This window comes from Pedococcus sp. P2_E5, from assembly GCF_056403895.1.
The window spans coordinates 25,071-51,950 of sequence record NZ_JBFUEP010000028.1 but is presented as its reverse complement, the minus strand read 5'-3'; the positions used below and the strand labels follow the sequence as shown (position 1 = coordinate 51,950).

The following is a 26,880-nucleotide window of genomic DNA, read 5'->3' as shown; positions in this document are numbered from 1 at the left end:
ACGGTGGAGTCTAGGGACGTATGCAGATCCGTCGAGTTGGAGGGCACCCCATGGCCTACTGGTACAACGTGAGCAGCGGTCAGGTCGAGAGCGACGACAACAAGAGCCAGGGCGAGGACCTCATGGGCCCGTACGGCTCCGAGGCGGAGGCTGCGAATGCGCTCCAGACCGCCCGTGAGCGCACGGAGCAGTGGGAAGCCGAGGACAGGGCGTGGGAAGAGGGTCGCTCCGAGGACTGAGCCAGCCGTTGCCCGCAGCGCTCAGCCGCCGGAGCGGTGGACGGAGACGGCGTATCCCGACTCCGGCCCCCAGGTCTCACGGCCCCAGGTGCTGAAACGCCGCGTCAGCGTCAGGCCGGCGACCTCGCACGCCCGGTCGTAGTCCTCCAGTGGAGTCACCGGGCACCCCTGCGGGAGGTGCGACGAGTCCAGGCCGAAGCCGGCGACGAGCAGTCCGCCGGGTTGCAGGTGCGCGGCCATCCGTTGCAGGGCGAGGAGCAGGGTGCCCGGGGCAAGGAGCGGGATCACGTTGCCGGCCAGCACGGCGAGCTCGAAGGCCTGGGACCGCAGCTGCAGTCGGCTCAGGTCCTGGCGCACCCAGGTCGTGGAGGGGTCGCGCTGCTCGGCCACCTCGATCATGGCGGCGTCTGCGTCGACGCCCACGCAGTGGTAGCCCAGGGCAGTGAGCTGGGTCGCGACCCGGCCAGTGCCGCAGCCCGCGTCCAGGACGCGCGCCGGCGCAGCGAGCAGCGACGCGACCAGGGCGGCCTCCCCGTGGATGTCCATCCCCTGGGCGGCGAGGTCGTCGAACCGCTGCTGGTACGCGGTCGCCGCGCCGGGCCCGCCCGAGACCTCGGACCACCGTGTGCGGGGCTCCATCTCGGTCATGCTCACTCACCCTCGTCCATGGTCGTGCGGTGATGCCCTCCAGCGTAGGTTCGGCGTGCCGCAGGGGAAAGGGCCGGGCAGGTGACGCCGAGCCGGTCGGCCGGTCGGAGCCGGACGGAGCCGGTCGGAGCCGGTCGGAGCCGGACGGGGCCGCCCAGAGTCGGTCAGCCCAGGTCGCGGAGCCCGGGCAGGACGCGGTCGGCGAAGGTGCGCAGGAACCGCGCCTGGTCGTGACCGGGACCGTGGAAGACGAGGTGGTTGAAACCCCAGTCGACGTAGGGCTTCACCGCAGCCACGACCTCCTCCGGGTCGTCCGAGACGATCCAGCGCGAGGCGACCTGCTCGTCGGGGAGCTCGTCGCCGAGCCTCTCGAGCTCAAGGGGGTCGCTCGTGCCGTGCTTCTGATCAGCGGTCAGGGACAGCGGCGCCCAGAACCGGCAGTTGGCCACGGCCTGCCCTCGGTCGGGGTCCCACGACAGCTTGATCTCGATCATCCGGTCGAGGTCCTCCCGGGTGCGGCCGGCCTTGCCGAGGCCCTCGTCGACGGCCGGGAGGAGCTTGTCGCGGTAGAGCTCCTCACCCTTGCCGGAGGTGCAGATGAACCCGTCACCGGACCGGCCGGCATACCGCGCGACGAGGGGGCCGCCGGCGGCGATGTAGACGGGGACCGGCTGCTCCGGCCGGTCGTAGACGGTCGCGTCCACGGCCCGGTAGTAGTCGCCCTCGAAACTGACGCGCTCCTCGCTCCACAGCCGCCGCATGAGCGCGACGGCCTCACGCAGCCGGGCGAACCGCTCCTTGAACTCCGGCCACTCCTGCACGGACCCGACCACGACCTCGTTGAGGGCCTCGCCGGTCCCGATGCCGAGCACGACCCGCCCCGGGTACAGCGACCCGAGTGTGCCGAACGCCTGCGCCACCACGGCGGGGTTGTAGCGGAACGTCGGCGTCATGACCGACGTGCCGATCTGCACCCGCTCGGTGCGCTCGCCCAACGCCGCCAGCCAGGCGAGGGAGAACGGCGCGTGGCCACCGTGGTGACGCCACGGCTGGAAGTGGTCGGAGATCAGGACGCTGTCCAGCCCGACCTGCTCGGCCAGCACCCCGAAGTCCAACAGCTCCCGGGGGGCGAACTGCTCGGCGGAGGCCTTGTACCCGATGCGCAGCGTCATGCGCCCACCGTATGCCGCGTGGCCGGGTCCTGCTCCGAGGGTTCCACGCAAAGAGGGTCCTCCACTGGGTTCGCGGGACGCGTGACAGGCTCGGGCCATGGCCACACCGCCCGGAGCGCTCACCGACGACGACCGGCCCCTCGGATCCGCACTGACCGACGACGAGCGCCGGGCCGCGGCCGCGGTGGATGTTGACGCCCTCCTGGCCGACCTCGCCGAGCTCGTCTCGTTCGCACCGGTGGGTGGCAGCGAGGGAGAGCCGGCCGTGCAGCGCTGGTGCGCCGACCGGCTGCGCGACCTCGGGCTGACGGTCACGGAGTGGGACGTCGACCTGCCGGCCCAGGTGGCGCACCCGGACTTCCCCGGCATGGAGGTCGAGCGAGACACCCTGGTGGCGGTGGTCGGGGTGTGGGGACCCGATGGCAGCGAGTCCGCGGGCGAGACACCGGCGCTCGTCCTTTGCGGCCACACGGACGTGGTGCCCGTCGAGGACCCCACGCGGTGGCGGACCGACCCGTTCCGGCTTTCCCTCCACGACGGGATCCTCAGCGGACGCGGCACCTGCGACATGCTCGGCGGCGTCGCCGCGGTGCTCGCCGCGGTCCGCGCCCTGAGGTCGTCGGGAGCACAGCTGGCCCGACCGCTGGCGGTGCACGTCGTCAGCGGCGAGGAGGACGGCGGGGCCGGCGCGTTCGCGACGCTCCGTGCCGGACACCTCGGTGCGGCCTGTGTCATCGCCGAGCCCACCGGTGGCGCGGTCATCCCTGCCAACGCCGGGTCGCTCACCTTCCGGCTGGAGATCGACGGGCGGGCGGCCCACGGCTCGACGCGCACCGAGGGCGAGAGCGCCGTCGACCACCTCGCCGTGGTGCAGTCGACCCTGCGCGCGCTCGAGGCCCAGCGCAACGCGGAGCCCCCGGAGTTGTTCGCCCACCTCGACCTGACGGCGCCGATCTCCATCGGCATCGTCCGCTCCGGCACCTGGGCGAGCACCGTCCCGGACCTGCTCGTGGCGGAGGGCCGGTACGGCGTGCTGCCGGGCGAGCCGTTGCCCGGCGCCCGGGACGTCTTCGAGGAGGCGGTCGCCCGCCTTGGTGACCAGGACCCGTGGCTGCGCGAGCACCCCGTCCGGGTCACCTGGCCCGGTGGGGTCTTCGCGTTCGGCTCCCTCCCGGACGGGCACCCGCTCCTGACCGAGACGGTTGCGGCAGCCGCCGCGGTGGGGTCGGAGGCCCCGAGGGTGGAGGGTGCGCCCTATGGCTCCGACCTGCGGCACTACGCGGCGCAAGGCATACCCACCGTGCAGTTCGGTCCGGGCGAGCTGCGGGCCGCACACGCCGTGGACGAGTCGGTGCGGCTGTCCGAGGTCGTGGCCTGTGCGCGGGCGTATGCCGTGCTCGCGCTGCGGCGGTGCGGTCCACCGCACCGCACCGCCGCACCGGTGGACTAGAAGGTGATTCCGCGCGCGGCGAAGCCGGCCTTGACCACCGCTGCTGCGGCGGCGCCGTCGCTGGCCAGCGCCTTGGTGTACGTCGCCTTGGCCGCGGCAGCCCACGTCGTGTCGGCCGCGTAGTCGAACTGGCTGTCGACGAGGGTGCGGTCCCAGTCCTCGGTCGTGAGGCCCAGCGCGACGTAGCCCTGGCGGATGTCCCAGAGCGCGCGGCTCCAGATCTGGCCGTCGAAGTGCACGCGCTGCACGCGGTCGGCGACCTTGAGGTCGAGGTCGATCTGGCGAAGGCAGTGCGGAGTGGTGGGATCGTAGGAGGTGGCGTCCCAGTCCATGACGCAGGCCGGGTTGGCCGCGACCGGCCAGCCGTAGTCCTTGGCGGCATCGAGCCCGACGGTCACCGCGAGGTAGTCACCGAAGGACTCGCCGATCGCTCCCGCGTCGACGCCCACGCCGAAGCCGGTGACCTGCGAGTCGTGCACGGCGTGGCCGTACTCGTGGACGATAACCTCGGCGTCCTCGGCGTCGTCGACCCCTCCCTTGCCGAGCCGGATGTAGTCGTGCTTGTCCCAGCTGTAGGAGTTGTCGGCGCCGAACTGGTCGATGCGGGCGTCCTGGCTCTCCTTGTTGACCGGACGCAGGGTGGAGCCGAAGCCCAACGACTGGAGGTACTCCTGGGCCTGGTTCATCCAGAAGTACGTCATGACCTGCTCGAAGCGGTCGTCCCGGCGGTCGTAGACGAAGGTGTTGGTCGGGCTGTAGGCCTCGTCGCCGGTGCTGGAGCGGACGTTGACCCAGGAACCGACGAGACGGCCGGAGCCGTCGAGGTTGCGCAGCGCGACGTTGCGGTACTGGGCTGCGGGCACCGCGGTGGCCGAGTCCTTCTGGTCGGTCAGCGACTGGTCGCCACTCGACTGGACGGGGTTGACCATGAACACCGCGCCCGTGCCGGTGGACTGGCCGTTGCCTGGTTTTGCGGCCTGCGCCGGCGTGGCCAGGGCCAGCCCGACGAGGCCGAGGGCTGTCGTCGCGGCGATTGCGGCGTGCTTGCGCAGTTGGACCATTGGGGTTCCCCTTCGTCAATGCCGACCGGGTCATGTGCCGACCCGGCCCGGACCTCAGGGAATCTAGACCTTCACGTCGTCAGCCGGAACCCCCGCGCGCCGGGCTGTGCGGGTCTACTCGAGGAAGGAGTTCTCCGGCGCGGGGAACGAGCCGGAGGCGACGTCGGCGGCATACGCGGCAGCCGCCTGACCCAGCTCGGTGCGAAGGTCGGCGTACTTCCTGACGAAGCGGGGAGCCTTGCCACCCCGCAGGCCGGCCATGTCCTGCCAGACGAGCACCTGGGCGTCGCAGTCCGGTCCGGCACCGATGCCGATCGTCGGGATCGTGAGCACCTCGGTGACCCTGGCGGCCAGCGGCGCGGGGACCATCTCCATGACGACGGCGAAGCAGCCGGCCTTCTCCAGCGCGACCGCGTCCTCGACGAGCCGGTCGCCGGAGTCGCCTCGGCCCTGGACGCGGTAGCCGCCGAGGACGTGCTCGCTCTGGGGCGTGAAGCCGATGTGACCCATGACCGGGATGCCGGCGCGGACCAGCAGCTCGACCTCCGGGACCATCGGCTTGCCGCCCTCGAGCTTCACCGCGTGGGCGAGGCCCTCCTTCATCATCCGGGTGGCCGTGGCCAGGGCCTGCTGCGGGCTGGCCTGGTAGGACCCGAACGGCAGGTCGGCGACGACCATGGCGTGCTTGGCGGCCGAGGTGACCGCCCGTACCAGCGGGACGAGGTGGTCCACCGTCACCGGCACGGTCGTCTCGAAGCCGTAGACGTTGTTGCCGGCGGAGTCACCGACGAGCAGTACGGGGATGCCCGCCTCGTCGAAGATCTCGGCGGAGTACATGTCGTAGGCGGTGAGCATGGCCCACTTCTCGCCCTTCTCCTTCATCGCCTGAAGGTGCGGGATGCGCACGCGGCGCTGGGGCGCGGCCTGGGCGCCCGTGCCGTAAGGGGCCGTGACCTCGCCGGTGGGGGGAGGCGTCGTTGGCTGATCGCTCATCCCGCCATCCTAGGAGGGGGTCGAGGCACGGTCCGGGCGACCTCCCGGCGCCCATGAGGTGCCCACTGGAGCCAGGGGGGCTCGGTCGAGCCGAGCGGGCTGAAATCGCAAATCGGGCGAATGGGATAGCGACCGATCGGTCAGAAATTTACGAAGTCCATAACCGACGAGGCCTTGGTATGCCGCCCGCCGCGTGTTTGGCTCGCCCTTGCGTGTGCCGAGAGGGGTCGCGCACAGACACTGGAGGATTCGTGAACAGACGTCATCTGAGCCTGGTCTCGGGAGTTGCGGTTACCGCCGTCGCCCTGAGCCTGGCTTCCGCACCTGCACAGGCAACCCCTGTGCAGGGCGACAAGGAGCCCACGGCCAACAACCGTGAGCACGACCTGCCGAACCCGCTCGGCGACGCCGCCCGCGCCCTGCGCAAGGAGGCCGTCGACAAGCTCGTCAAGGGCGAGGCGACCACCGAGATGCGGGGTGGCCAGCGCGTCATCAAGCTCGCGGGCAACGCCCAGGCGCCCAAGGGGAGCAAGGCTGCCCAGGACCGCTTCGTGTCCTACCCGGTCGAGCGCGAGGAGGACATCTTCACCGTCCTCACCGACTTCGGGACGCAGACCAAGACCGGCTTCGACGCCACCCCGGGTCCGGTGCACAACCAGATCCCGGCACCGGACCGCGTCTGGGACGGGGACAGGACCGACGACAACTCCACCGCCTGGACCGCGGACTTCAGCCGCGCCCACTACGAGGAGATGATGTTCGGCGAGGGCGAGTCGTTCAAGGACTTCTACCTCAAGCAGTCGAATGGTCGTTTCGTGGCCAAGGGTGACGTCTCCGACTGGGTGACCGTCCCCTACAACGAGGCCCGCTACGGCCGGAGCAACAACGCCGACGGCTACTGGAACTACGTCAAGGACACCGCCACCTCCTGGTACGACGCCCAGAAGGCGGCCGGGAAGAGCGACGCCGAGATCACGACCTACCTCAAGCAGTTCGACAAGGTCGACCGCTACGACGCCGACCAGGACGGCAACTTCAACGAGCCGGACGGCTACATCGACCACTTCCAGGCCATCCACGCCGGCGAGGGCGAAGAGGCAGGCGGTGGCGCCCAGGGCACCAACGCCATCTGGTCGCACCGCTGGTACGCCTACTCCACCGACGCCGGCAAGACCGGCCCGGAGGGCGCGAAGCTCGGAGGCGTGCCGCTGGGCAACTCCGGCATCTGGATCGGTGACTACACCACCGAGCCCGAGAACGGTGGCCTCGGCGTCTTCACCCACGAGTTCGGCCACGACCTCGGCCTGCCGGACTACTACGACACCGCAGGCGGCGACAACGGCACCGGCTTCTGGACGCTGATGTCCGGTGGTTCGTGGCTGAACCACGGCACCGACTCGATCGGCACCACGCCGGGCTACATGGGTCCGCTCGAGAAGCTCCAGCTCGGCTGGCTCGACTACAAGACCGTGCCCTACGGCCAGGACATGACGGTCAAGCTCAACCCGGCCGACCAGCCGAAGACCACGTCGTCCTACCAGGCCCTCGCGGTCACGCTGCCGGACAAGACGATCAAGGCCGACTACAACACCCCGCACTCGGGCTCGTACGAGTGGTGGGGCGGGGCCAATGACAGCCTCAACAACACCCTGACCCGCACGGTGGACCTCACCGGCGCGACCAGCGGTTCGGTCTCGGCCTGGCTGCAGTACAACATCGAGCAGGACTACGACTACCTCTACGCCGAGGTGAGCACCGACGGTGGCGCGACCTGGAAGGACGCGGCGGCGCCGATCTCCGGTCCCTCCGACAACGCCGGTCTGACCCCGTGGGCCCAGAAGTCCTGGGACCTCACGCCGTATGCCGGCCAGAGCGTCCAGTTCCGCTTCCGCTATGCCACCGACGGCGGTCTGCACTTCGAGGGTCCGTTCCTCGACGACCTGGCCGTCACCGTCGGCGGCACCACCGTGTCCGACGACGTCGAGGGCGCTACCAACGGCTGGACCGCCAAGGGGTTCAGCCGCATGACGGGCTCGACCTCCGAGGTCGTCAGCCACTACTACCTGGCCGAGAACCGCACCTACACCGGATACGACGCGACCCTCAAGACGGGTCCGTACAACTTCGGCTGGGCGAACTCCAGGCCTGACTGGGTGGAGCGGTTCCCCTACCAGAACGGCATGCTGGTCTGGTACGTCGACGGTGAGTTCACCGACAACAACACCTCGGGCCACGCGGGTGGCGGCCAGTCGCTGCCGGTCGACGCCCGTCCGGCACCGGTGACCTTCGCCGACGGCGCCCGCCTGGGCAACCGTCGGCAGCCGTGGGACGCCACCTTCGGGCTCGAGCGGACCGACGCGGTGACCTTCCACCGCAACGGCACCGCGCTCGACGTCGCCTCCCAGCCGGCCATGCCGGTCTTCGACGACAGCGACCCGATGCGGTACTGGAGCGCGAAGAACCCCTGGTCCTCGGTCCAGGTTGCCGGATCCGGCACGGTCATGAAGGTCAACAAGTCGGAGGACGGCGGCAACCTGCTGCAGGTCCAGGTCAGCTTCAAGTGACCTGCGCCCGGCTGGCAGGGGTCCGCCGGGCGTAAGACGGGGCGGGGCCCCGGGAGCGATCCCGGGGCCCCGTTTCGCGTGCCCCTCGCATGCTGATCCCGGCTCGAGTGGTGCGTCCACTGTCCCCGGGACAGACTCGGGAGAGGTCGCCGACCAGCGGCGACAACGGTGATGGAGGACTGATGTCAGACAACTTCGAGGTCGCCCAGAGCAGCTCCGGGGGCGAGCTGCCCGAGGAGAAGCGGCACGAGGTCGTGGCGGCCCAGCTGCGCGGCGAGGCCAAGGCGGCGGGGCAGGGCCCCGAGGCGGTCGTGGCAGCGGTCAGCGCTGAGCTGGAGTCGCTCGGCCTGGAACCGAACCCTGCCGAGCTGCACCGGCGGTACGAGGAGATCGACCCCGACATCCCGGAGCTCACCGACGCCGGCGACGACGTGCCACCGGCTGACCAGGGGACCGGTGCGGCCGCCTCTGCCGACACCCCCGGGGCGGACGGTCCCGTGGCGGCAGGCGTCGACGCCTCCCGTGCCCACGCACCGGTCGACGACCCCGAGGCCGACCAGACCACGAGGTAGCCCGGCCCGTAGGCTTCCCGGGTGGACTACGACGACGTCGTCATCGGTGCCGGTCACAACGGGCTGACCGCCGCGGCATACCTCGCCCGGGCAGGGCGCCGTGTGCTGGTGCTCGAGGCCGGCAACCACGTCGGTGGGGCGGCCGTGTCGGCCCAGGCGTTCGCCGGCGTCGACGCGCGCCTGTCGCGCTACTCCTACCTCGTGTCGCTGATGCCGCGCGAGGTGATCAGCGACCTCGACCTCGACGTCCAGCTGATCCGGCGGCGCTACTCCTCCTTCACGCCCGTCCCTGACCGCCCGGAGCGCGGGCTGCTGGTCGACCATGGTGACGCCGCCTCGACGGCGGCCGGCTTCGCGGCCCTCACCGGAGGAGCAGCGGAGTATGCCGCGTGGCAGGACTTCTACGGGCGGGTGCACCATCTCGCCCAGCAGGTCTTCCCGACCGTGCTCGAACCCCTGCGCACCGAGGCAGAGGTGGCCGCCCTCGTCGGGGACGACGCGCTCTGGGAAGCCCTGGTCCGACGCCCGCTGGGTGAGGTGCTCGAGGCCGAGTTCGGCGACGACACGGTGCGGGGCATCGTGGCGACCGACGCCCTCATCGGCACCTTCGCGGACATGGGCTCGGCCGACCTGCGGCAGAACGTCTGCTTCCTCTACCACCTCATCGGGGGAGGGACGGGCGACTGGGACGTGCCCGTCGGTGGCATGGGTGCCGTGACGGACGGACTCGCTCGCGCCGCAGTCAAGGCGGGAGCCGAGATCCGCACGGGGACAAGGGCGCTCGCGGTCGACCCCGACGGTGTGGTCAGCTGGGACGGTGGCGAGGCGCGGGGCTCGACGATCCATGCGGCCTGCGCGCCCGCCGTCCTCAACACGCTGCTCCGCGCGGCGGGCGCCGACACCGTCCCGACCGAGGAGGCGCCCGAGGGCGCCCAGCTCAAGGTCAACATGCTCCTGTCGCGCCTGCCGCGGCTGCGCGACCGGGACGTCGACCCGACTGCCGCGTTCGCGGGCACGTTCCACGTCAACGAGGGCTACGCCCAGCTGCAGGAGGCGTATGCCGCCGCTGCCGCCGGCCGGGTGCCGCAGGTGCCGCCGTGCGAGATCTACTGCCACAGCCTGTCGGACCGTTCGATTCTCGGACCCGAGCTCGCCGCCGGCGACGCGCAGACCCTCACCCTGTTCGGGCTGCACCTGCCGGCCCGCCTGTTCCGGGGGACGACCACCGAACACGACCTGGTCAAGGACCTCGCCCTCGCCCGGACCCTGGAGTCGCTGAACTCGGTGCTGGCCGAGCCGATCCAGGACGTCCTGCTGCGCGACCCCGACGGAGCGTTCTGCATCGAGGCGCGGACCCCGGTCGAGCTCGAGGCGGACCTCGGCCTGCCTGGCGGCAACATCTTCCACCGCTCGCTCCAGTGGCCGTGGGCCGAGCGGGAGGACGAGGTCGGCACGTGGGGCGTCGAGACACCGCACGAGAAGGTGCGCATCGCGGGAGCCGGCGCCCGACGTGGTGGGGGAGTGAGCGGCATACCGGGTCACAACGCGGCCATGTCGGTGCTCAAGGGCTGAGCTGCCGCGAGAGGCGCTGCGCCCCGCACGCGCACCCGACCCCCTGCGAAGACACAGCGACTCGCGGGTTCGCGACGTAACGCTGGGGAAACACAACTAGGGCAGGATTCGTCACATGGATCGTCAGCAGGAGTTCGTCCTCCGCACCATCGAGGAACGCGACATCCGCTTCGTGCGGCTGTGGTTCACCGATGTGCTCGGGACCCTCAAGTCCGTGGCCGTCGCACCAGCCGAGCTGGAGGGGGCGTTCGCCGAGGGCATCGGTTTCGACGGCTCGGCCATCGAGGGCTTCGCGCGGGTCTACGAGGCCGACATGCTCGCCAAGCCTGACCCCGCGACCTTCCAGGTGCTGCCGTGGCGCGGTGACAACCCCGGCACGGCGCGGATGTTCTGCGACATCACGCTGCCCGACGGCTCGCCGAGCCACGCCGACCCGCGACACGTCCTGCAGCGCGCCCTCGCCCGGGCGGCCGACCTCGGCTTCACCTTCTACACCCACCCCGAGATCGAGTTCTACCTGCTCAAGGCCGGGTTCAAGCCGGGCGAGAACCCCGAGCCCATCGACCAGGCCGGGTACTTCGACCACGTCCCGCACGGCACCGGCCACGACTTCCGGCGGGCCGCGATCACCATGCTCGAGTCGATGGGGATCTCGGTCGAGTTCAGCCACCACGAGGGTGGGCCGGGCCAGAACGAGATCGACCTGCGCTACGCCGACGCGCTGTCCACCGCCGACAACATCATGACCTTCCGCACCGTCATCAAGGAGGTCGCGCTCGAGCAGGGCATCTTCGCCTCCTTCATGCCCAAGCCCTTCTCCGAGCACCCGGGGTCCGGCATGCACACCCACATGTCGCTGTTCGACGGTGACAGCAACGCCTTCTACGAGGCGGGCGCGCCCTACCAGCTGAGCAAGGTCGGGCGGCAGTTCATCGCGGGGCTGCTGCGTCACGGCGCCGAGATCACCGCGGTCACCAACCAGTGGGTGAACTCCTACAAGCGGCTCTGGGGCGGCGGCGAGGCCCCGGCCCACCTGACCTGGGGCCACAACAACCGGTCCGCGATGGTCCGCGTGCCGATGTACAAGCCCACCAAGGGCCAGAGCAGCCGCGTCGAGGTGCGTACCCTCGACGCCGCCTGCAACCCCTACCTCGCCTTCGCGCTGATGCTGTCTGCGGGACTGAAGGGCATCGAGGAGGACTACGAGCTCCCCGCCGAGACCGAGGACGACGTGTGGGGCCTCACCTCCGCCGAGCGCCAGGCGATGGGGATCGAGCCGCTGCCCACCTCGCTCTACGAGGCGATCCGCGTGATGGAGAAGAGCGAGCTCGTCGCCGACACGCTGGGCGAGCACGTCTTCGACTTCTTCCTGCGCAACAAGCGCGCCGAGTGGGACGACTACCGCGGCGAGATCACCCGGTTCGAGCTCGAGCGCTACCTGCCCGGTCTGTGACCGACCCGTCCGCCTGCTCCGGTATGCCGCCCGCTGACCGGGGCAGGCGTGTGTCACCTACCAGTGGGTAGTCTGTCGCGGTGACCTCCGGCCGCGTTGTCTCCCAGACGGCCACCCTCGCCCGACTCGGGTTCGCCGATCCACCTCGCGCGGAGCACCTGCTCGCCGACCCGGCGCTCGCCGGGCTCATCGACCCCCTCGACGACCTGTTCAGCGACGGTCTGCCCGATGCCCTCGGTGCCGTCGCCGACCCCGACCTCGCCCTGCTCAGCCTCGTCCGGCTCATGGAGTCGCTGCGTGCCTCTGCGCCGCGGCGCCGCGACGTCGAGTCCGGGTCCGGGGCGCAGGTGTCGGGCCTCGTGGCGGCCCTGCGCCACCGCGGTCCCGCGCGCGACAGGCTGCTGGCCGTCCTCGGTGCCTCCACCGCCCTGGGCGACCACCTCGTGGCCCACCCCGAGCACTGGCGCAGCGTCGCGGACGCCCGCCCACGCACGCCAGACGAACGCATCCACGAGCTCGTCGAGGCCGTGCGCGCACCTGGCGAGCACACGGCATACGACGCACTGCGGATCGGTTATCGACGCCAGCTGCTGGGTATCGCGGCTCTCGACCTCACCTCCGGTGACCCCGAGCTGGCCCTGCCCGAGGCCGCCGCGGCGCTCGCCGACCTGGCCGAAGCGGCCCTCGAGGCGGCGCTCGTCATCGCCCGGGTGGAGATGGGGGAGCAGGCCGAGCTGTGCGACTTCGCGGTCATCGGCATGGGCAAGACGGGCGGACGTGAGCTCAACTACGTCAGCGACGTCGACGTCATCTTCGTCGCCGAGCCGCGCGACGGTGTCGAGGAGGCCAGCGCCATCGCGGCGGCCACGGGTCTGGCCACCCACCTGATGCGGGCCTGCTCGACCTCGACGGGCGAGGGGACCCTGTGGCCGGTCGACGCCGCCCTGCGTCCAGAGGGCAAGAACGGCCCCCTGGTGCGCACGATCGACAGCCACCGTGCCTACTACGAGCGGTGGGCCAAGACGTGGGAGTTCCAGGCCCTCCTCAAGGCGCGCCCGGTGGCCGGCGACCGGGCTCTCGGTGACGCCTACATCGCCGCCGTCAACCCGCTGGTCTGGGGCGCGGCCTCGCGGGACAACTTCGTCGAGGACGTGCAGGCGATGCGCCGGCGGGTCGAGCAGCACGTGCCTGCCGGGGAGGCCGAGCGCCAGCTCAAGCTCGGCCCGGGTGGGCTGCGCGACGTGGAGTTCAGCGTCCAGCTGCTCCAGCTCGTCCACGGCCGCTCCGACGACGCGCTGCGCTCGGGGACGACGCTCGAGGCCCTCGATGCGCTGGCGCGCGGTGGCTACGTCGGCCGCGAGGACGCTGCGACCCTCGACGCGTCGTACCGCCTCCTGCGCACGCTCGAGCACCGCATCCAGCTGTTCCGGCTGCGTCGCACCCACCTCATGCCGACGGCTGACACCGACCTGCGCCGGCTCGGCCGCGCCCTGGGCCACCGCTCCGACGCCGCCAAGGCCGTGGTCGCCCAGTGGCAGCAGCAGGCCCGCGAGGTCCGCCGCATCCACGAGCGCCTGTTCTACCGACCCCTGCTGGCTGCCGTGGCACGGCTCAGCTCGACCGACGCCCGACTCGCACCCGAGGCCGCCAAGGAGCGACTGGCCGCGCTCGGCTTCCGCGACCCCGGCGGGGCGATGCGCCACCTCGAGGCACTGACCGCCGGGGTGAGCCGTCGGGCCGCCATCCAGCGCACCCTGCTGCCCGTCATGCTGGGCTGGTTCGCCGATGAGGCGGACCCTGACGGAGGTCTGCTCGCCTTCCGCAAGGTGAGCGAGGAGCTGGGCTCGACCCACTGGTACCTGCGGCTGCTGCGCGACGAGGGCTCGGCCGCCGAACGCCTCGCGCACACCCTCGCCCGCAGCCGCTACGCCGCCGACCTGCTCGTCGGCGCGCCCGACTCGGTCGCGATGCTCGGCGACTCGGGAGGGCTCACTCCGTCGTCCCGCGACGACCTGGTCCGCAGGATGGCAGCGGCGGCGGGACGGCAGGGCGATGCCGACAAGGCCGTGCGGGCGGCCCGCAGCATCAGACGGCAGGAGCTGTTCCGGATCGCCGTGGCGGACCTCGCGGGAACCCTCGACCTCGCCGGGGTGGGCAGGGCCCTCACCGACCTCACCGCTGCGCTCGTCGAGACGGCGCTCCAGGTGGCCCAACGCGTCGTGGAGGACAAGCACGGACCACTGTCGACCCGGCTCCTGGCCGTGGGGATGGGCAGGCTCGGGGGTGGCGAGGTCGCCTATGGTTCCGACGCCGACGTGCTGTTCGTGCACGAGCCGTTCGACGGGGCGGATGAGGCAACCGCCCAGGAGCAGGCCCTCGAGACCGTGCAGGAGCTGCGTCGCCTGCTGGCCTCGGCAGGTCCCGACCCCCAGCTCGGACTCGATGCCGACCTGCGCCCCGAGGGCAAGAGCGGCCCGCTCGTGCGCAGCCTCGCCAGCTACCGCGCGTACTACAGCCGGTGGTCGCTCACCTGGGAGTCCCAGGCCCTGCTGCGGGCCGCCCCCCTGGCGGGCGACCTCGAGCTGGGTGCGCGCTTCGTCGAGCTCATCGACCCGCTGCGGTGGCCCCGGGACGGCCTCACCGACCAGCAGGTCCGGGAGATCCGGACGCTCAAGGCGCGGATGGAGGCGGAACGACTGCCCCGCGGTGCCGACCCCAAGAGCCACTTCAAGCTGGGCCGAGGCGGACTCTCCGACGTGGAGTGGACCGTGCAGCTGCTGCAGATGCGCCACGCCCACGCCGTGCCGACCTTGCGGACGACGAGCACGCTGCCCGCCCTCGAGGCTGCCGAGACCGCCGGGCTGATCACTGCGGACCACGCTGCCGCCCTGCGTGACGCGTGGTCGTTCGCCTCCCGGCTGCGCAACGCTGCCGTCCTCTACCGAGGCAAGGCAGTCGACAGCGTGCCGTCCGACCTGCGGGTCGCCGACGGCGTCAGCAGAATTCTCGGTGGCGAGCCCGGAAGTGGTGCAGATCTTGCGGAGGACTACCGCCGAACTGCCCGTCATGCGCGTACCGTGACGGAGTTCAACTTTTACGGTTCAACCTAGGAAGGTACGGTCGGCGCATGGCCACGGGCAGGGACGACTCCGTCACAGTCCCCTCCTTTTCCGAGGTCCTCCGCGCCCCGGTGTTCCTGCCGGTCTTCGTGGTCGCGACGCTCTCGACGTGGGGCGACTACATCGCCCGCATCACCGTGGCGGCGGTGGTCTACTCGTGGACGGGTTCGGCGTTGGCGACAGCGGCGACGTTCGCGGTCTCCCTGGTGCCAAGCATCCTGGGGCGGGCACTCCTCTCGCCGCTGTGCGACCGGATGCCGCCCCGGGTCTGCCTCGTCGGGACGCATCTGATCCGAGCGGCTCTGGTCGGCGTGCTCATCGTGGCGGTCTCGGCCACCGAGTCCCTGTGGCTCGTGCTCACGCTCGTCGCCGTCCTCGAGTTCGTCGGCGGCCCGGCAGTGACGGCCAGCCAGATGCTGCTGACCGACATCTTCCCGGACCGCCGGCTCTATGCCCGGGCGTTCGGGCTCACCACGCTCGCCGCCCAGGTCAACCAGGCGATCGGCCTGGCGATCGGCGGTGCCGTCGTGGGCCTCGTCGGGGACACGAAGACGTTGCTGCTCGACCTGGCGACGTTCCTCGTCGGCGCCGTCATCCTGATGGTGGTCAAGCCGCCGAAGTCGATCGTGAAGGTGGACGACGCACCGCTCTCCGGCCTGGTCGGTGACGTCGGCAAGGCCTGGCGCCAGATCCGGTCCAGCCGGGTGCTGACCTACATGCTCATGCTGTCGCTCGCGAGCGCACTGGCCATCGCGGCGCCTGAGGCCGTGGCTCTGCCCTACGCCGCCCAGCACAGCCCGTCGCCGACCTGGGGCGGCCTGCTGATGGCCGCGCCGATCCTCGGTGCCGTCGTCGGGCTGCTGATCATCGGCCGACTTCCCGCAGAGCGGCAGTCCGCCCTCGTCATGCGCCTGGCACTGCTCACCCCGCTGCCCCTGCTCGTGACGATCTTCGAGCCGCCGTTGCTCGTGGTGGGGGCCGCGTGGTTCCTCTGCGGCGCCCTGCAGTGCTACATGCTGCCGCTGCAGGCAGCCTTCACCCTGCTCGTCCCGACCGCGATGCGAGGTCGGGTGTTCGGGCTCGCCGGGGCCCTGTCCGTCGGCATCACGGGTGCCTGCTTCCTTGCTGCCGGCTGGATCTCCGAGCGCACGACACCCGCAGCCTCCGTCGGCATCTGTGCCGTCGTGACCCTCGGGGTGCTCGTGCTGCTCGCGGCCCGGTGGCCCAAGGAGGAGCTGGCCGGAAGCGTCGAGGCCACCTTCACCGTCCGGCAGGGCGGGGCGGCCCAGGTCGTGGCCCGCCTGGCCGTGGCCCGCCAAGGGGGAGTCGGCCAGGCCGCAGTGGGTCAGGCCGCAGCAGGTCAGGCCGCAGCAGGCCAGGCTGCAGCGGGCCAGGCCGCTGTGGGTCAGGCCGCCGGAAAGGCCGAGGCGCGGGAGACGGGGGAGGTCTCCGAAGTGGAGCGGTCTTCCGCACAGACCGGGGGCTGAGACCGCACGGGGTCGCCCAGAGCACCCGACCTAGACTTGACCCATGCTCTCCACGATCGACCTGCGCGGCCGGCCGCTCGGCATCCGCGAGCTGCGCCACCTGCTGCCGAGGGCGGAGTTCGACGTCGCCGCCGCGGTCGAGACGGTGCGGCCGATCTGCGAGGACGTCCGTCACCGTGGTGCCGCCGCGCTCTACGAGCTGGGGGAGCGGTTCGACGGCGTGCGCCCGACGACCTTGCGCGTCCCGGTGGCCGTGCTCGCGGCGGCCCTGGAGTCCCTCGACCCGCAGGTGCGGGCCGCCCTCGACGAGGCCATCCGCAGGGTTCGGATCGTCCACGAGGACCAGCGCCGCGCCACCACCACCACGACCGTCGTCCCCGGAGGCGAGGTCAGCGAGCGGTGGATCCCGGTCGACCGGGTCGGCCTCTACGTCCCCGGTGGACGCGCGGTCTACCCCTCCAGCGTCGTCATGAATGTCGTGCCGGCCCAGATCGCCGGTGTCGGCTCGCTGGCCGTCGCCAGCCCACCCCAGCGCGACAACTCCGGTGTCTTCACCGGCTACCCCCACCCGACGGTGCTCGCCGCGTGCGCGCTGCTCGGCGTCGACGAGGTGTATGCCGTGGGCGGCGCCCAGGCCGTGGCAGCGTTCGCCTTCGGCTTCGAGGACGCCTCCGGCGCCGAGGGGGCGAGGGTCGTCTGCGAGCCGGTGAGCCTCGTCACCGGACCGGGCAACATCTACGTCGCGGCGGCCAAGCGCTACCTCAAGGGCGTCATCGGCATCGACTCCGAGGCCGGCCCGACCGAGATCGCGATCCTCGCCGACGACACGGCGGTGCCTGCCCACGTCAGCGCCGACCTGATCTCACAGGCCGAGCACGACCCGCAGGCTGCCTCCGTCCTGGTGACCGCCTCGGTCGCCCTGGCCGAGGCGGTCCAAGCCGACCTCGAGGACCGCGTCGCCACCACCAAGCACTCCGAACGCGTCCGCGAGGCCCTCACGGGCCCCCAGTCCGGAGTGGTCCTCGTGGACGACCTCGACGCCGGCGTGGCCGTCGTCAACGCCTACGCCGCGGAGCACCTCGAGCTGCAGGTCGCCGACGCCGCCAGGGTCAGCCAGCGCGTGCGCAACGCCGGCGCGATCTTCGTCGGGCCACACTCGCCGGTGAGCCTCGGTGACTACGTCGCCGGGTCCAACCACGTACTGCCGACCGGTGGGTGCGCCTGCCACAGCAGCGGGCTCTCGGTGCAGTCGTTCCTGCGCGGAGTGCACGTGGTCAGCTACACCGAGGCCGCCCTCCAGGAGGTCGCCCACCACGTCGTCGCCCTCGCGCAGGCCGAGGACCTGCCCGCCCACGGCGAGGCGGTCCAGGTCCGCTTCGACGGGTCGTGACCGGCCGATGACCGAGATCGGCGGCTCCCGCATCGAGGGCCTGCTGCGCGAGGACCTGCGCGGTGGCACCCCCTACGGCGCACCCCAGCTCGACGTGCCCGTGCGCCTCAACACCAACGAGAGCTCCTACCCCGTCCCGCCATCGGTCGTGGCCGAGATCATGGCCGCGGTGGCCGACGTCGCGGCCGGCCTGAACCGGTACCCCGACCGGGAGTTCACCGACCTCCGGACTGCCCTCGCGGCATACCTGTCGTCGTCGGGGACTGCCGTGGACCCGGCCCAGGTGTGGGCAGGCAACGGCTCCAACGAGGTGCTCCAGCACGTCGTGCTGGCGTTCGGTGGCCCAGGGCGCACGGCACTCGGCTTCACGCCGGCCTACTCGATGCACCCGATCATCAGCACCTCGGTCGGCACCGCCTGGGTGGACGGCCTGCGTGGTCAGGGCGGCACCCCCTTCGACCTGACCGTGGAGTCAGCGGTCAGGCAGGTGCGCGAGGTCGACCCGCACGTCGTCTTCCTCTGCTCGCCCAACAACCCGACCGGCACGGCGCTGGGCCTCGACGTGGTGGAGGCCGTGTATGCCGCGGCGGAGCGGGCCGTGGTCGTCGTGGACGAGGCCTACGCCGAGTTCGCCCGCCCGGGCACGCCCAGCGCCCTGACGCTGCTGGAGGGACGCCCGCGGCTCGTCGTCACCCGCACGATGAGCAAGGCGTTCGCGTTCGCGGGTGGCCGGCTCGGCTACCTTGCCGCCGACCCGGCGTTCGTCGACGCCCTGCGGCTGGTGCGGTTGCCCTACCACCTGTCGGCGCCCACCCAGGCGATCGCCCTGGCGGCTCTGCGGCACGCTCCCGAGATGCTCGGCACCGTCGAGGCGATCAAGGACCAGCGCGACCGGATGGTCACCGGACTGGCCGAGCTCGGCCTGGCGCCGGTGCCCAGCGACGCCAACTTCGTCCTCTTCGGCGGCCTCGCGGACGCCGCCCAGACCTGGCGCGCGCTGCTGGACCGGGGAGTACTCGTCCGCGACGTCGGCATACCCCACTATCTTCGTGTCACGGCCGGGACCCCGGACGAGACTGGTGCGTTCCTCGCCGCCATGGCGCAGATCGCCCGACCTGAGCAGGACAGGAGCGCGCTGTGACGCAGGAGACCGCAACGCAGGAGACCGCAACGCAGGAGGTCGCGACGCAGGGTGCCCAGCCCGGTGACCGCACGGCCTCGCTCCGCCGCTCGACGTCGGAGTCCAGCGTCGAGGTCGAGCTCAACCTCGACGGCACCGGTCAGTCCGACATCTCCACGGGCGTGCGGTTCTACGACCACATGCTCGCGTCCCTGGCCAAGCACTCCCTCATCGACCTGCGCGTCAAGGCGACGGGCGACGTCGACGTCGACGCGCACCACACCGTCGAGGACGTCGCGATCGTGCTCGGCGACGCGCTGCGCGAGGCCCTCGGCGACAAGAGCGGCATCTCCCGCTTCGGCGACGCGACGGTTCCGCTCGACGAGGCGCTCGTCCAGGCGGTCGTGGACGTGGCGGGACGTCCCTACGTCGTGCACACCGGTGAGCCCGAGGGCCAGGCCTACGTCGTCATCGGCGGCACCTACGTCGGGTCRCTGACCCGCCACGTCTGGGAGTCCTTCGCCGGACGCGCCGGGATCGCCCTGCACGTGCGCGTGCTGTCAGGCCGCGACCCGCACCACATCGTCGAGGCCCAGTTCAAGGCGGTGGCCCGCGCCCTGCGCGCCGCGGTCGCCCGCGACGCCCGGGTCAGCGGCATACCCAGCGCGAAGGGCAGCCTCTCCACGTGAGCGTGCCGTGGCAGCCCGCGCAGGAGGCGCGCGGACTGCTCCTGGTGAGCGGTGGGCCCGGGCCGGTGTCGTCCTGGCTCCGCCGGGGTCTGGTGGCCTGCCAGGTGGTTCCACTCGGGGACTGGACCGCGGTGCTGCCCACCGAGCGCCGGTCGCGCGCGGAGCCGCCCTATGACGACGCCCTCGCCCTGCTCGCCGCGCGCCCCGTGCCGCGGCGGCTGCGAGGCGCCCTCGGGTTCTTCACCGTCGACGGCCGGGCGGTGCTGACCGCCCACGGGCCGGGCTGGCGCCACGTCGCCCGGTGGCTGGTGTGGGAGCCCGGTGCAGGCGTGGTGCGCGCACCGCACCTCGAGGTGGCGCGGCCGGCGGACCTTCTGGCCGCAGCAGGTCGGACGGGGGACCAGCGTGCGGTGGTGCGGGTCGTCACGGAACGCCAGGGCACGGCCGACCGCCTCATCACCGACCTGATGTCCGTCCTGGGCCTACCTGGCTCGGAGCTGGTCGGGCCGGGGGTCGGCCTGCGCGGCCAGGTGGTGGCACCCACGGCACAGGCGGTGGCCCGTTTCGACGCGCGGATGGCCGAGCAGGCCCGGCACCGCACCGAACTCGAGGAGAACTCATGAGCCGGGTGGTCGTCTTCGACTACGGCAGTGGCAACGTCCGGTCGGCGGTGCGCGCCCTGGAGCACGTGGGTGCCGAGGTGGAGCTGACCGGTGACCGGGCGGCAGCGCTCGCCGCGGACGGTCTGTTCGTGCCGGGTGTGGGCAACTTCCACGCCTGCATGGCGGGGCTGCGCGCCGCCGACGGCCCGGTCGTCATCGACCTGCGCCTGGCGGGGGGACGGCCGGTGCTCGGCGTCTGCGTGGGCATGCAGGTGCTGTTCGACGGCTCCGACGAACCCAGCGGCGCCCCCCAGGACGGCCTGGGGGAGTGGCCGGGGACGGTGGCTCGCCTCCAGGCCGAGGTGGTGCCGCACATGGGCTGGTCCGACGTGCAGGTCGCCAGCGGGAGCCGGCTCTTCTCCGGCGTCGAGTCCGAGCGCTTCTACTTCGTCCACTCGTATGCCGTGCAGTCCTGGACGCTGGAGGAGCCCACCGGCGCCTTCGCCGCCGTCGCCCCCAAGGTCACCTGGGCCGACCACGGTGGACGGTTCGTCGCGGCCGTGGAGAACGGTCCGCTGGCTGCGACCCAGTTCCACCCGGAGAAGTCCGGTGACGCAGGCCTGTCCCTCCTCGAGAACTGGGTGAAGACACTGTGAACGCAACGAGGAAGACCGCGAAGTCGGCCAGGTCGGCGAGCGGCACGCCGGCTCGCAAGGCAGCAACTCGCAAGAGGACGACAACCGCCGGCACCTCTCGTCGCACCACGACGCGGCGCCGCACGACCCGGCGTACCACCACGCGACGACGGGCCCAGCCCAAGGTCGCCACGACGATCGGCGCGGGCCTCGCGACCCTGGCGGTGGCGGCCTTCGCCGGGGCGTCCTGGCCCGTGCGGATCGCGCTGGTGGTGGCTGCGCTGGTGCTGGTCGGCGGGTATCTACTGGTGCAGGGCCGGCGACACGACGTCGCGGAGGCGGACGACACCACGCCGCACACCGACACCGCAGCGCCGACCGACACGGGGCTGCCGACCGACACCGCAGCGCCGACCGACACAGCACTCCCGACCGAAACCCGACCCGAGGATCCCGCATGAACGACGCTCCCCGACTCGAGCTCCTGCCCGCCGTCGACGTCCAGGGCGGCCGCGCCGTCCAGCTCGTCCAGGGGGTGGCCGGCAGCGGGGGCGAGTTCGGTGACCCGTGGGAGGCCGCGCTCGCGTGGCAGCAGCAGGGCGCCGAGTGGCTGCACCTCGTCGACCTCGACGCCGCCTTCGGGCGAGGTTCCAACCGAGAGCTGCTGGCGGACATCGTCGGCCGGCTGGACCTCAAGGTCGAGATGAGCGGCGGGATCCGCGACGCCCAGTCGCTCGAGGCGGCACTGGCCACGGGCTGTCGCCGGGTCAACCTCGGGACGGCCGCGCTGGAGGACCCTGAGTGGACCGCTCACGCGATCGCGGAGCACGGCGACCGCGTGGCCGTCGGCCTCGACGTGCGTGGCACGACCCTGGCTGCGCGTGGCTGGACGAAGGACGGCGGCGACCTCTGGGAGACCCTGGCCCGGCTCGACGCCGAGGGGTGCGCCCGCTACGTCGTGACCGACGTCAACAAGGACGGCATGCTCAAGGGCCCGAACCTCGACCTGCTCCGCGACGTCTGCGCCCGCACCGACCGCCCCGTGGTGGCGTCGGGTGGCGTGTCGACGCTGGAGGACATCGAGGCGATCCGGGGTCTGGTGCCCGACGGTGTCGAGGGCGCCATCGTCGGGTCGGCGCTCTACCGCGGCGCGTTCACGCTGCCCGACGCGCTGGACGCGGCGGGTCGTCCGTGAGCTCCCACGACTCCGCCGGGATCCCGTTCGGCGGACGTGAGCTCACCGGCACCGGTTTCGACGGGGACACGGGCGAGGCCGATGCGGCTCTCGTGACAGCCCTGGCGGACCCGCTCGACGAGGTGGCCCTGATGACCGCTGTCGCAGCCGCACGTCTGCTCGTGCCCATCGTCGCCGAACCCGTCTCCGTCGACACGGGGGGCGAGCACGCCGTCGAGAAGCAGACCGACATGGCAGCGGTGACCCTCGTGGCGCCCGACGGCACGCGGGCACTGCCGGTGTTCTCCTCGATGGCAGCCATCGCGGCCTGGGACGCCGCCGCCCGGCCGGTTCCGGTCACTGCGGCGCGGGCCGCGCAGGCCGCGGTCAGCGAGCGCTGCGACGTCATGGTGGTCGACCTGGCGGGCCCGCTCACGGTGGCGCTGCGACCCAGCATGGTCTGGGCGCTGGCCCAGCAGCGCGCCTGGCTGCCGGCCCACGAGGACGGGACGGTCCGGCGAGCGGTGGCCAATGCGGTCCGTGAGCAGGAGGCCGTGCTCGCCCACGAGATCGGCCCGGGCTCCCCGGGCGAAGGCGTGCTCCGCGTGACCCTGCAGCTGGCGCCGGGTCTGGACGCGGCCACCGTGCAGGCGGTCGCCACCGCGGTCGGCGAACGGCTCGCCACCGACGGCGAGATCCGTGCCCGGATCGACGGGCTCGCCTTCTCGATCTCCTGAGGTCCGCGCCTCGTTCAGGTGTGCGGAGGCGCGAGCTCGGTGACGGCCACGACGGCGTCGGCCGGCAGGGCGGCATACAGGTGCGGGAAGGTCTCGCCCGTCTCCGGGTTGCCGACCTCCTCGACCGGTGGCTCGGTGAGTCGGGACGGGTCGATCTCGAGCAGGAGAAGGGTCTCCGGGTAGTCCGCATAGAACGAGCGCCGCACCACGGGCCACTGCTCCCTGGAGGAGCAGTGGATGAAGCCTTCCTGCGCCATCGTCCGACCTCGCGTCGACTCGGTGTAGCTCCCGGACCGCCGGGCCTGCTCCCACTTGTCCGGCTCGGCAAGGTGGTAGATCGTCACGGTCCGCAACCTAGCGCCCCTGCGGGCCGGAGCAGGGGTATGCCGCGTGCCGCCACCCAGCCCGCGTGACAGGCGCACCTGCCCCGACAGGAGCACCTGCCCTGACAGGAGCAAAAACAGTTTGGCCAGTGTCAGTGGTGGCTGGCAGAGTGGGTGGGTGCTGCTCGCCAACGCCCGCTACCGCCGCGTCCTCGCCAGTGCCGCCCTGCGGCGGGCGCTGGTGCTGGGCTTCCTGGTGCGCATGCCCATCTTCGCCGGCGGCGTGGTGCTGACCCTCCACGTCGTCTCCCACCTCGGGCGGTCCTACGCGGCGGCGGGTCTGGTCTCCGCTGCGGCGACCATCGCCATCGCCATCAGTGGACCCTGGCGTGGCCGTCTCCTCGACCGCCGCGGCCTGCGCCGGGTGGTCCTGCCCTCCATCGTCGTGGCAGCCCTGTGCTGGTCGATCGCGCCCTTCGTGTCCTACTGGTGGCTCCTGGGGCTCGCGGCACTGGCCGGGCTCTTCGTCATCCCCTCGTTCTCGATCATCCGCCAGGCGGTGATCGCCGCCGTGCACGAGGACGACCGGCGCACGGCGATYTCCCTCGACTCCGTGGCCGTCGAGCTGTCCTTCATGGTGGGCCCGGCCGCCGGAGTCTGGGCCGCCACGCTCTGGCCGACCCAGTGGGTGCTGTTCGCCATCGAGATGCTTGGAGTGCTGGCCGGAGTGCTGCTCTGGTTCGCCAACCCCGTCATGCACGACGAGGCGGCCGAGCCGGTGGGCCAGGGAATGGCGGACGCCGGACTGGTCGACGACGAGGGCGTGGGCGCTGCGGTGCCGCGCGTGGCGAGATCGGACTGGTTCCAAGCACGCTTCATCGTCATCTGCCTGGCCGCAGCCGCCACCACCGTCGTGCTCGGTGGCACCGACATCGCCATCGTGGCCGCCCTGCGGGACTTCGACGCGCAGCCCTCGATCGGCTGGGTGCTGGCCGTCTGGGGCTTCGGCTCCCTCCTGGGCGGGCTGGTCTACGGCGGGCTGCAGAAGTCGGTCTCGGCGTTCTGGTTGCTCGGCGGGCTCGCGCTCGTCAGCGCCCCGATGGCGCTGGCCACCGGCGTCCCCTCGCTGGCGGTCCTGTCCTTCGTGGCGGGGCTCTTCTGCGCCCCCACCATCACGGCGACGGTGGACCAGGTCAGCCGGGTGGTCCCGGCGGCTGCGCGGGGCGAGGCGATGGGCTGGCACGGCTCGTTCATGACCGGAGGGATGGCGCTGGGCGCACCGATGGCGGGGTTCGCCATCGACCAGCGTGGGTGGCAGGCGGGCTTCCTCGTCGTCGCTGGGATGGGCCTGTTGGTCGCCCTCGTGGGAGCCGCGGCCACCTCAGGCCGGGCGTCGCAACGCAGGGCCGCCCAGAGGTTGAGCGCCGCGGCCGACGCCTGAGCCGCTCTCCCTAGATCCCAGCTCTCGGTCCAGGTCGAGGTGTGGCGACCCGAGAGCCGGGATCTCGGCGACCCTGGTTCAGACGACCGAACCGGTGAGCTTCTCGCCGGGCCCCTGGCCCGGCGCGTCCTGGATCACGGAGGCTTCGCGGAAAGCCAGCTGCAGCGACTTCAGCCCGTCCCGCAGCGGGGCTGCGTGCTGGCTACCCAGGTCGGGCGCCGCCGCGGTGATGAGGCCGGCGAGGGCACTGATCAGCCGTCGCGCCTCGTCCAGGTCGAGGTGCTCGCTCGCGTCCGGCCCCTCGGCCAGCCCGCATTTCACGGCGGCCGCACTCATCAGGTGGATGGCCGCGGTGGTGATGACCTCGACGGCCGGCACCTCGGCGATGTCGCGGGTGGCCTGCTCGTGACCGATGGCGGCGGCGAGGTCGGGGCCCTCGGGGGAATTGGGAGATTCGGTGCTCACGCTGGTAGCCTTGCAGATCGACCGGCCGTGTCCATCGTCGGGTGACCTGAGAGGGTGACCCAGCACCGGGCCCGGTGTGCAAGTGAAGCAGCACCTGCTTCCACCCGCGTCAACCTCACGGTTGCCGGGTCAACGAGGTCACGCAAGGCGTATGCCGTGGGCGCGAGCCACGCGGCATACCTGCCCTTGGTGAACTCGTGAATCGGATCAGGTGAGGCTTCCCGCGCAACGGCGACGGGGAGCCTTTCTTCGTTGCAGCGGCCGGACAGTGAACATTCACGGGCAGTGAACTTCCAACAGAGGAGCACCAACATCAGCGAACCTCGCATCAACGACCGCATTCGGGTTCCCGAAGTGCGGTTGGTTGGCCCCAACGGAGAACAGGTCGGCATCGTGCGCGTCGAAGACGCGCTGCGTCTGGCCGCCGAGGCTGACCTCGACCTCGTCGAGGTTGCCCCGATGGCCAAGCCTCCCGTCGCCAAGCTCATGGACTTCGGCAAGTTCAAGTACGAAGCGGCACTGAAGGCTCGCGAAGCGCGCAAGAACCAGGTCAACACGGTCATCAAGGAGATCAAGCTCCGCCCGAAGATCGACCCGCACGACTACGGCACCAAGAAGGGCCACGTCGAGCGGTTCCTCAAGGGCGGCGACAAGGTCAAGGTGACGATCATGTTCCGCGGACGCGAGCAGTCGCGCCCCGAGCTCGGTTTCCGGTTGCTGCAGCGCCTCGCCGAGGACGTCATCGAGCTGGGCACGGTCGAGTCGGCCCCCAAGCAGGACGGCCGCAACATGATCATGGTGCTGGGCCCGACCAAGAAGAAGTCCGAGGCGATGGCCGAGCAGCGCCGCGCCCGGTCGGCCACCCCCGCGCACGCGGACGACGCCGCCCAGGTGGGCGACGCCGACCAGGCGCAGGACGCCCCGGCCGTCGACCAGGTGCAGGACGTCTCGGTCGAGACGGCCGCGGAGCCCGCCGCCCCCGAGGCAGAGGTCACCGCCCCCGAGGCAGAGGTCACCGCCCCCGAGGCAGAGGTCACCGCCCCCGAGGCAGAGGTCACCGCCCCCGAGGCAGAGGTCACCGCCCCCGAGGCGAAGCCCGCCGCCACGGAAAGGCCCGCAGCGAAGCCCGCCGCCACGGCCAAGCCCGCAGCGAAGCCCGCCGCCACGGCGAAGCCCGCAGCGAAGCCCGCCGCCACGGCCAAGCCCGCCGCCAAGCCGAAGGCCACCGAGTCGGCCAGCTGAGGCCCGCTCCACCCCGAACCACACGCACGAACGACACACGGTTACATCAACACAAGGAGATCGGCCCATGCCGAAGATGAAGACGCACTCTGGCGCGAAGAAGCGCTTCCGCCTCACCGGCACCGGCAAGGTCATGCGTGAGCAGGCGGGCGGCCGCCACCTGCTCGAGCACAAGTCCTCGCGCTTCACCCGCTCGATCGCGAACGATGTCCAGGTGTCGAAGCCGGACGCCAAGAAGGTCAAGAAGCTCCTCGGCAAGTAGCCGAGCCCACCCATCCCATTGTTTGGCCGGGCTCAGCAAGCAGCCTCGCAAGCAGTTAGACAGCAAGGAGAACTCACGTGGCACGCGTGAAGCGGGCAGTCAACGCCCAGAAGAAGCGCCGGGTCGTCCTCGAGCGCGCCAGCGGTTACCGCGGACAGCGCTCGCGGCTCTACCGCAAGGCCAAGGAACAGGTCACCCACTCCCTCGGGTACGCCTACCGTGACCGTCGCGCCCGCAAGGGTGACTTCCGTCGCCTGTGGATCCAGCGCATCAACGCCGGCGCCCGTGCGAACGGCATGACCTACAACCGGTTCATCCAGGGCCTCAAGGCCGCGGAGATCGAGGTCGACCGTCGCATGCTGGCCGAGCTCGCCGTCAACGACGAGGCAGCGTTCACCGCCCTGGTCGAGATCGCCCGCGCCAACGTGCCGGCGACCACGGAGACCGCGGCCGCGTCGGCCTGATCGACC

26 protein-coding genes are annotated in these 26,880 nt (G+C 71.6%); 20 read left to right on the top strand and 6 right to left on the bottom strand.

Annotation, left to right across the window (positions count from 1 at the left end; all coding sequences use genetic code 11):
• Positions 1-50: 50 nt before the first annotated feature.
• Positions 51-239: a methionine aminopeptidase gene (locus AC1DVZ_RS11125; RefSeq protein ID WP_477618256.1), complete on the top strand. Its 189-nt coding sequence runs from the start codon at positions 51-53 to the stop codon at positions 237-239.
• Positions 240-260: 21 nt separating this feature from the next.
• On the opposite strand, the gene AC1DVZ_RS11120 is transcribed toward AC1DVZ_RS11125, so the two are convergent.
• Positions 261-887, bottom strand: a complete 627-nt coding sequence (locus AC1DVZ_RS11120) for a class I SAM-dependent DNA methyltransferase (protein WP_477618255.1) — start codon at positions 885-887, stop codon at positions 261-263.
• 164 nt (positions 888-1,051) lie between these two features.
• Positions 1,052-2,059 carry a glucose-6-phosphate dehydrogenase (coenzyme-F420) gene (fgd, locus tag AC1DVZ_RS11115; protein WP_477618254.1) on the bottom strand — a complete coding sequence of 336 codons (1,008 nt, stop codon included), beginning with the start codon at positions 2,057-2,059 and terminating at the stop codon, positions 1,052-1,054.
• 97 nt (positions 2,060-2,156) lie between these two features.
• Between fgd and AC1DVZ_RS11110 the strand changes: the two genes are divergently transcribed.
• Positions 2,157-3,509 (top strand): ArgE/DapE family deacylase, encoded by a 1,353-nt coding sequence (locus AC1DVZ_RS11110; protein WP_477618253.1) that lies wholly within the window; start codon positions 2,157-2,159, stop codon positions 3,507-3,509.
• Here AC1DVZ_RS11110 and AC1DVZ_RS11105 read toward each other — a convergent pair.
• Together AC1DVZ_RS11105 and panB are read right to left on the bottom strand one after the other, a co-directional pair.
• Positions 3,506-4,570, bottom strand: a complete 1,065-nt coding sequence (locus tag AC1DVZ_RS11105; RefSeq protein ID WP_477618252.1) for a M36 family metallopeptidase — start codon at positions 4,568-4,570, stop codon at positions 3,506-3,508. The two genes, AC1DVZ_RS11110 and AC1DVZ_RS11105, sit on opposite strands and share 4 nt — an antisense overlap.
• A 114-nt stretch (positions 4,571-4,684) precedes the next feature.
• On the bottom strand, positions 4,685-5,563 hold the full coding sequence (gene panB, locus AC1DVZ_RS11100) for a 3-methyl-2-oxobutanoate hydroxymethyltransferase (RefSeq protein ID WP_477618251.1): 879 nt from the start codon (positions 5,561-5,563) through the stop codon (positions 4,685-4,687).
• A 251-nt stretch (positions 5,564-5,814) separates the two neighbouring features.
• Between panB and AC1DVZ_RS11095 the strand changes: the two genes are divergently transcribed.
• The 14 genes from AC1DVZ_RS11095 (at position 5,815) to AC1DVZ_RS11030 (ending at position 22,677) form a co-directional block, all read left to right on the top strand.
• On the top strand, positions 5,815-8,127 hold the full coding sequence (locus AC1DVZ_RS11095) for an immune inhibitor A domain-containing protein (RefSeq protein ID WP_477618250.1): 2,313 nt from the start codon (positions 5,815-5,817) through the stop codon (positions 8,125-8,127).
• Between the two features lie 182 nt (positions 8,128-8,309).
• Positions 8,310-8,699, top strand: a complete 390-nt coding sequence (locus AC1DVZ_RS11090; protein WP_477618248.1) for a hypothetical protein — start codon at positions 8,310-8,312, stop codon at positions 8,697-8,699.
• 21 nt (positions 8,700-8,720) lie between these two features.
• Positions 8,721-10,271 carry a phytoene desaturase family protein gene (locus tag AC1DVZ_RS11085; protein ID WP_477618247.1) on the top strand — a complete coding sequence of 517 codons (1,551 nt, stop codon included), beginning with the start codon at positions 8,721-8,723 and terminating at the stop codon, positions 10,269-10,271.
• 115 nt (positions 10,272-10,386) lie between these two features.
• A complete protein-coding gene (glnA, locus tag AC1DVZ_RS11080) occupies positions 10,387-11,724 on the top strand; it encodes a type I glutamate--ammonia ligase (protein WP_477618246.1) in 1,338 nt (445 codons plus the stop codon).
• A gap of 80 nt (positions 11,725-11,804) precedes the next feature.
• Entirely contained in the window at positions 11,805-14,834 is a 3,030-nt protein-coding gene (locus tag AC1DVZ_RS11075) for a bifunctional [glutamine synthetase] adenylyltransferase/[glutamine synthetase]-adenylyl-L-tyrosine phosphorylase (RefSeq protein WP_477618245.1), read from the top strand.
• Between the two features lie 17 nt (positions 14,835-14,851).
• Entirely contained in the window at positions 14,852-16,330 is a 1,479-nt protein-coding gene (locus AC1DVZ_RS11070) for an MFS transporter (RefSeq protein ID WP_477618244.1), read from the top strand.
• Positions 16,331-16,373: 43 nt separating this feature from the next.
• Complete coding sequence (gene hisD, locus AC1DVZ_RS11065; RefSeq protein ID WP_477618243.1) at positions 16,374-17,720, top strand: histidinol dehydrogenase; 1,347 nt, start codon at positions 16,374-16,376, stop codon at positions 17,718-17,720.
• A gap of 7 nt (positions 17,721-17,727) precedes the next feature.
• Positions 17,728-18,861, top strand: a complete 1,134-nt coding sequence (locus AC1DVZ_RS11060) for a histidinol-phosphate transaminase (RefSeq protein WP_477618242.1) — start codon at positions 17,728-17,730, stop codon at positions 18,859-18,861.
• Positions 18,858-19,529 (top strand): imidazoleglycerol-phosphate dehydratase HisB, encoded by a 672-nt coding sequence (gene hisB, locus AC1DVZ_RS11055; RefSeq protein ID WP_477618241.1) that lies wholly within the window; start codon positions 18,858-18,860, stop codon positions 19,527-19,529. The genes AC1DVZ_RS11060 and hisB overlap by 4 nt, the downstream gene beginning before the upstream one ends.
• Positions 19,526-20,152 (top strand): hypothetical protein, encoded by a 627-nt coding sequence (locus AC1DVZ_RS11050; RefSeq protein WP_477618240.1) that lies wholly within the window; start codon positions 19,526-19,528, stop codon positions 20,150-20,152. The genes hisB and AC1DVZ_RS11050 overlap by 4 nt, the downstream gene beginning before the upstream one ends.
• Positions 20,149-20,787, top strand: a complete 639-nt coding sequence (hisH, locus tag AC1DVZ_RS11045; RefSeq protein WP_477618239.1) for an imidazole glycerol phosphate synthase subunit HisH — start codon at positions 20,149-20,151, stop codon at positions 20,785-20,787. Before AC1DVZ_RS11050 ends, hisH begins: the two co-directional genes overlap by 4 nt.
• Positions 20,784-21,227 (top strand): hypothetical protein, encoded by a 444-nt coding sequence (locus AC1DVZ_RS11040; RefSeq protein ID WP_477618238.1) that lies wholly within the window; start codon positions 20,784-20,786, stop codon positions 21,225-21,227. The genes hisH and AC1DVZ_RS11040 overlap by 4 nt, the downstream gene beginning before the upstream one ends.
• Positions 21,224-21,961, top strand: coding sequence for a bifunctional 1-(5-phosphoribosyl)-5-((5-phosphoribosylamino)methylideneamino)imidazole-4-carboxamide isomerase/phosphoribosylanthranilate isomerase PriA (priA, locus tag AC1DVZ_RS11035; protein ID WP_477618237.1), 738 nt, complete (start codon positions 21,224-21,226; stop codon positions 21,959-21,961). The genes AC1DVZ_RS11040 and priA overlap by 4 nt, the downstream gene beginning before the upstream one ends.
• Entirely contained in the window at positions 21,958-22,677 is a 720-nt protein-coding gene (locus tag AC1DVZ_RS11030; protein WP_477618236.1) for an SseB family protein, read from the top strand. The genes priA and AC1DVZ_RS11030 overlap by 4 nt, the downstream gene beginning before the upstream one ends.
• A gap of 14 nt (positions 22,678-22,691) precedes the next feature.
• Here the strand turns inward: AC1DVZ_RS11030 and AC1DVZ_RS11025 are convergent, their stop codons facing one another.
• Positions 22,692-23,021 (bottom strand): DUF952 domain-containing protein, encoded by a 330-nt coding sequence (locus AC1DVZ_RS11025; RefSeq protein WP_477618235.1) that lies wholly within the window; start codon positions 23,019-23,021, stop codon positions 22,692-22,694.
• Positions 23,022-23,178: 157 nt separating this feature from the next.
• Here AC1DVZ_RS11025 and AC1DVZ_RS11020 point away from each other — a divergent pair, with 157 nt between their 5' ends.
• A complete protein-coding gene (locus AC1DVZ_RS11020) occupies positions 23,179-24,441 on the top strand; it encodes an MFS transporter (protein ID WP_477618234.1) in 1,263 nt (420 codons plus the stop codon).
• A gap of 78 nt (positions 24,442-24,519) precedes the next feature.
• On the opposite strand, the gene AC1DVZ_RS11015 is transcribed toward AC1DVZ_RS11020, so the two are convergent.
• The gene (locus tag AC1DVZ_RS11015; RefSeq protein ID WP_477618233.1) at positions 24,520-24,906 is read right to left on the bottom strand and encodes a DUF1844 domain-containing protein; all 387 of its coding nucleotides are present in this window, start codon (positions 24,904-24,906) and stop codon (positions 24,520-24,522) included.
• 285 nt (positions 24,907-25,191) lie between these two features.
• Between AC1DVZ_RS11015 and infC the strand changes: the two genes are divergently transcribed.
• From infC to rplT, 3 genes are all read left to right on the top strand, one after another.
• Complete coding sequence (gene infC / locus AC1DVZ_RS11010) at positions 25,192-26,148, top strand: translation initiation factor IF-3 (protein ID WP_477618232.1); 957 nt, start codon at positions 25,192-25,194, stop codon at positions 26,146-26,148.
• 67 nt (positions 26,149-26,215) lie between these two features.
• Positions 26,216-26,410 carry a 50S ribosomal protein L35 gene (gene rpmI / locus AC1DVZ_RS11005; RefSeq protein WP_140737332.1) on the top strand — a complete coding sequence of 65 codons (195 nt, stop codon included), beginning with the start codon at positions 26,216-26,218 and terminating at the stop codon, positions 26,408-26,410.
• Positions 26,411-26,487: 77 nt separating this feature from the next.
• Entirely contained in the window at positions 26,488-26,874 is a 387-nt protein-coding gene (gene rplT / locus AC1DVZ_RS11000) for a 50S ribosomal protein L20 (protein ID WP_140737333.1), read from the top strand.
• Positions 26,875-26,880 lie beyond the last annotated feature (6 nt).

Bases quoted from the DNA above. Each gene is read 5' to 3' on its own strand.
- panB (WP_477618251.1), bottom strand. From the start codon at position 5,563: ATGAGCGATCAGCCAACGACGCCTCCCCCCACCGGCGAGGTCACGGCC.
- AC1DVZ_RS11060 (WP_477618242.1), top strand. From the start codon at position 17,728: ATGACCGAGATCGGCGGCTCCCGCATCGAGGGCCTGCTGCGCGAGGAC.
- hisD (WP_477618243.1), top strand. From the start codon at position 16,374: ATGCTCTCCACGATCGACCTGCGCGGCCGGCCGCTCGGCATCCGCGAG.
- AC1DVZ_RS11070 (WP_477618244.1), top strand. From the start codon at position 14,852: ATGGCCACGGGCAGGGACGACTCCGTCACAGTCCCCTCCTTTTCCGAG.
- AC1DVZ_RS11120 (WP_477618255.1), bottom strand. From the start codon at position 887: ATGACCGAGATGGAGCCCCGCACACGGTGGTCCGAGGTCTCGGGCGGG.
- glnA (WP_477618246.1), top strand. From the start codon at position 10,387: ATGGATCGTCAGCAGGAGTTCGTCCTCCGCACCATCGAGGAACGCGAC.
- fgd (WP_477618254.1), bottom strand. From the start codon at position 2,059: ATGACGCTGCGCATCGGGTACAAGGCCTCCGCCGAGCAGTTCGCCCCC.
- AC1DVZ_RS11110 (WP_477618253.1), top strand. From the start codon at position 2,157: ATGGCCACACCGCCCGGAGCGCTCACCGACGACGACCGGCCCCTCGGA.
- priA (WP_477618237.1), top strand. From the start codon at position 21,224: ATGAACGACGCTCCCCGACTCGAGCTCCTGCCCGCCGTCGACGTCCAG.
- hisH (WP_477618239.1), top strand. From the start codon at position 20,149: ATGAGCCGGGTGGTCGTCTTCGACTACGGCAGTGGCAACGTCCGGTCG.
- AC1DVZ_RS11090 (WP_477618248.1), top strand. From the start codon at position 8,310: ATGTCAGACAACTTCGAGGTCGCCCAGAGCAGCTCCGGGGGCGAGCTG.
- rpmI (WP_140737332.1), top strand. From the start codon at position 26,216: ATGCCGAAGATGAAGACGCACTCTGGCGCGAAGAAGCGCTTCCGCCTC.
- AC1DVZ_RS11125 (WP_477618256.1), top strand. From the start codon at position 51: ATGGCCTACTGGTACAACGTGAGCAGCGGTCAGGTCGAGAGCGACGAC.
- AC1DVZ_RS11105 (WP_477618252.1), bottom strand. From the start codon at position 4,570: ATGGTCCAACTGCGCAAGCACGCCGCAATCGCCGCGACGACAGCCCTC.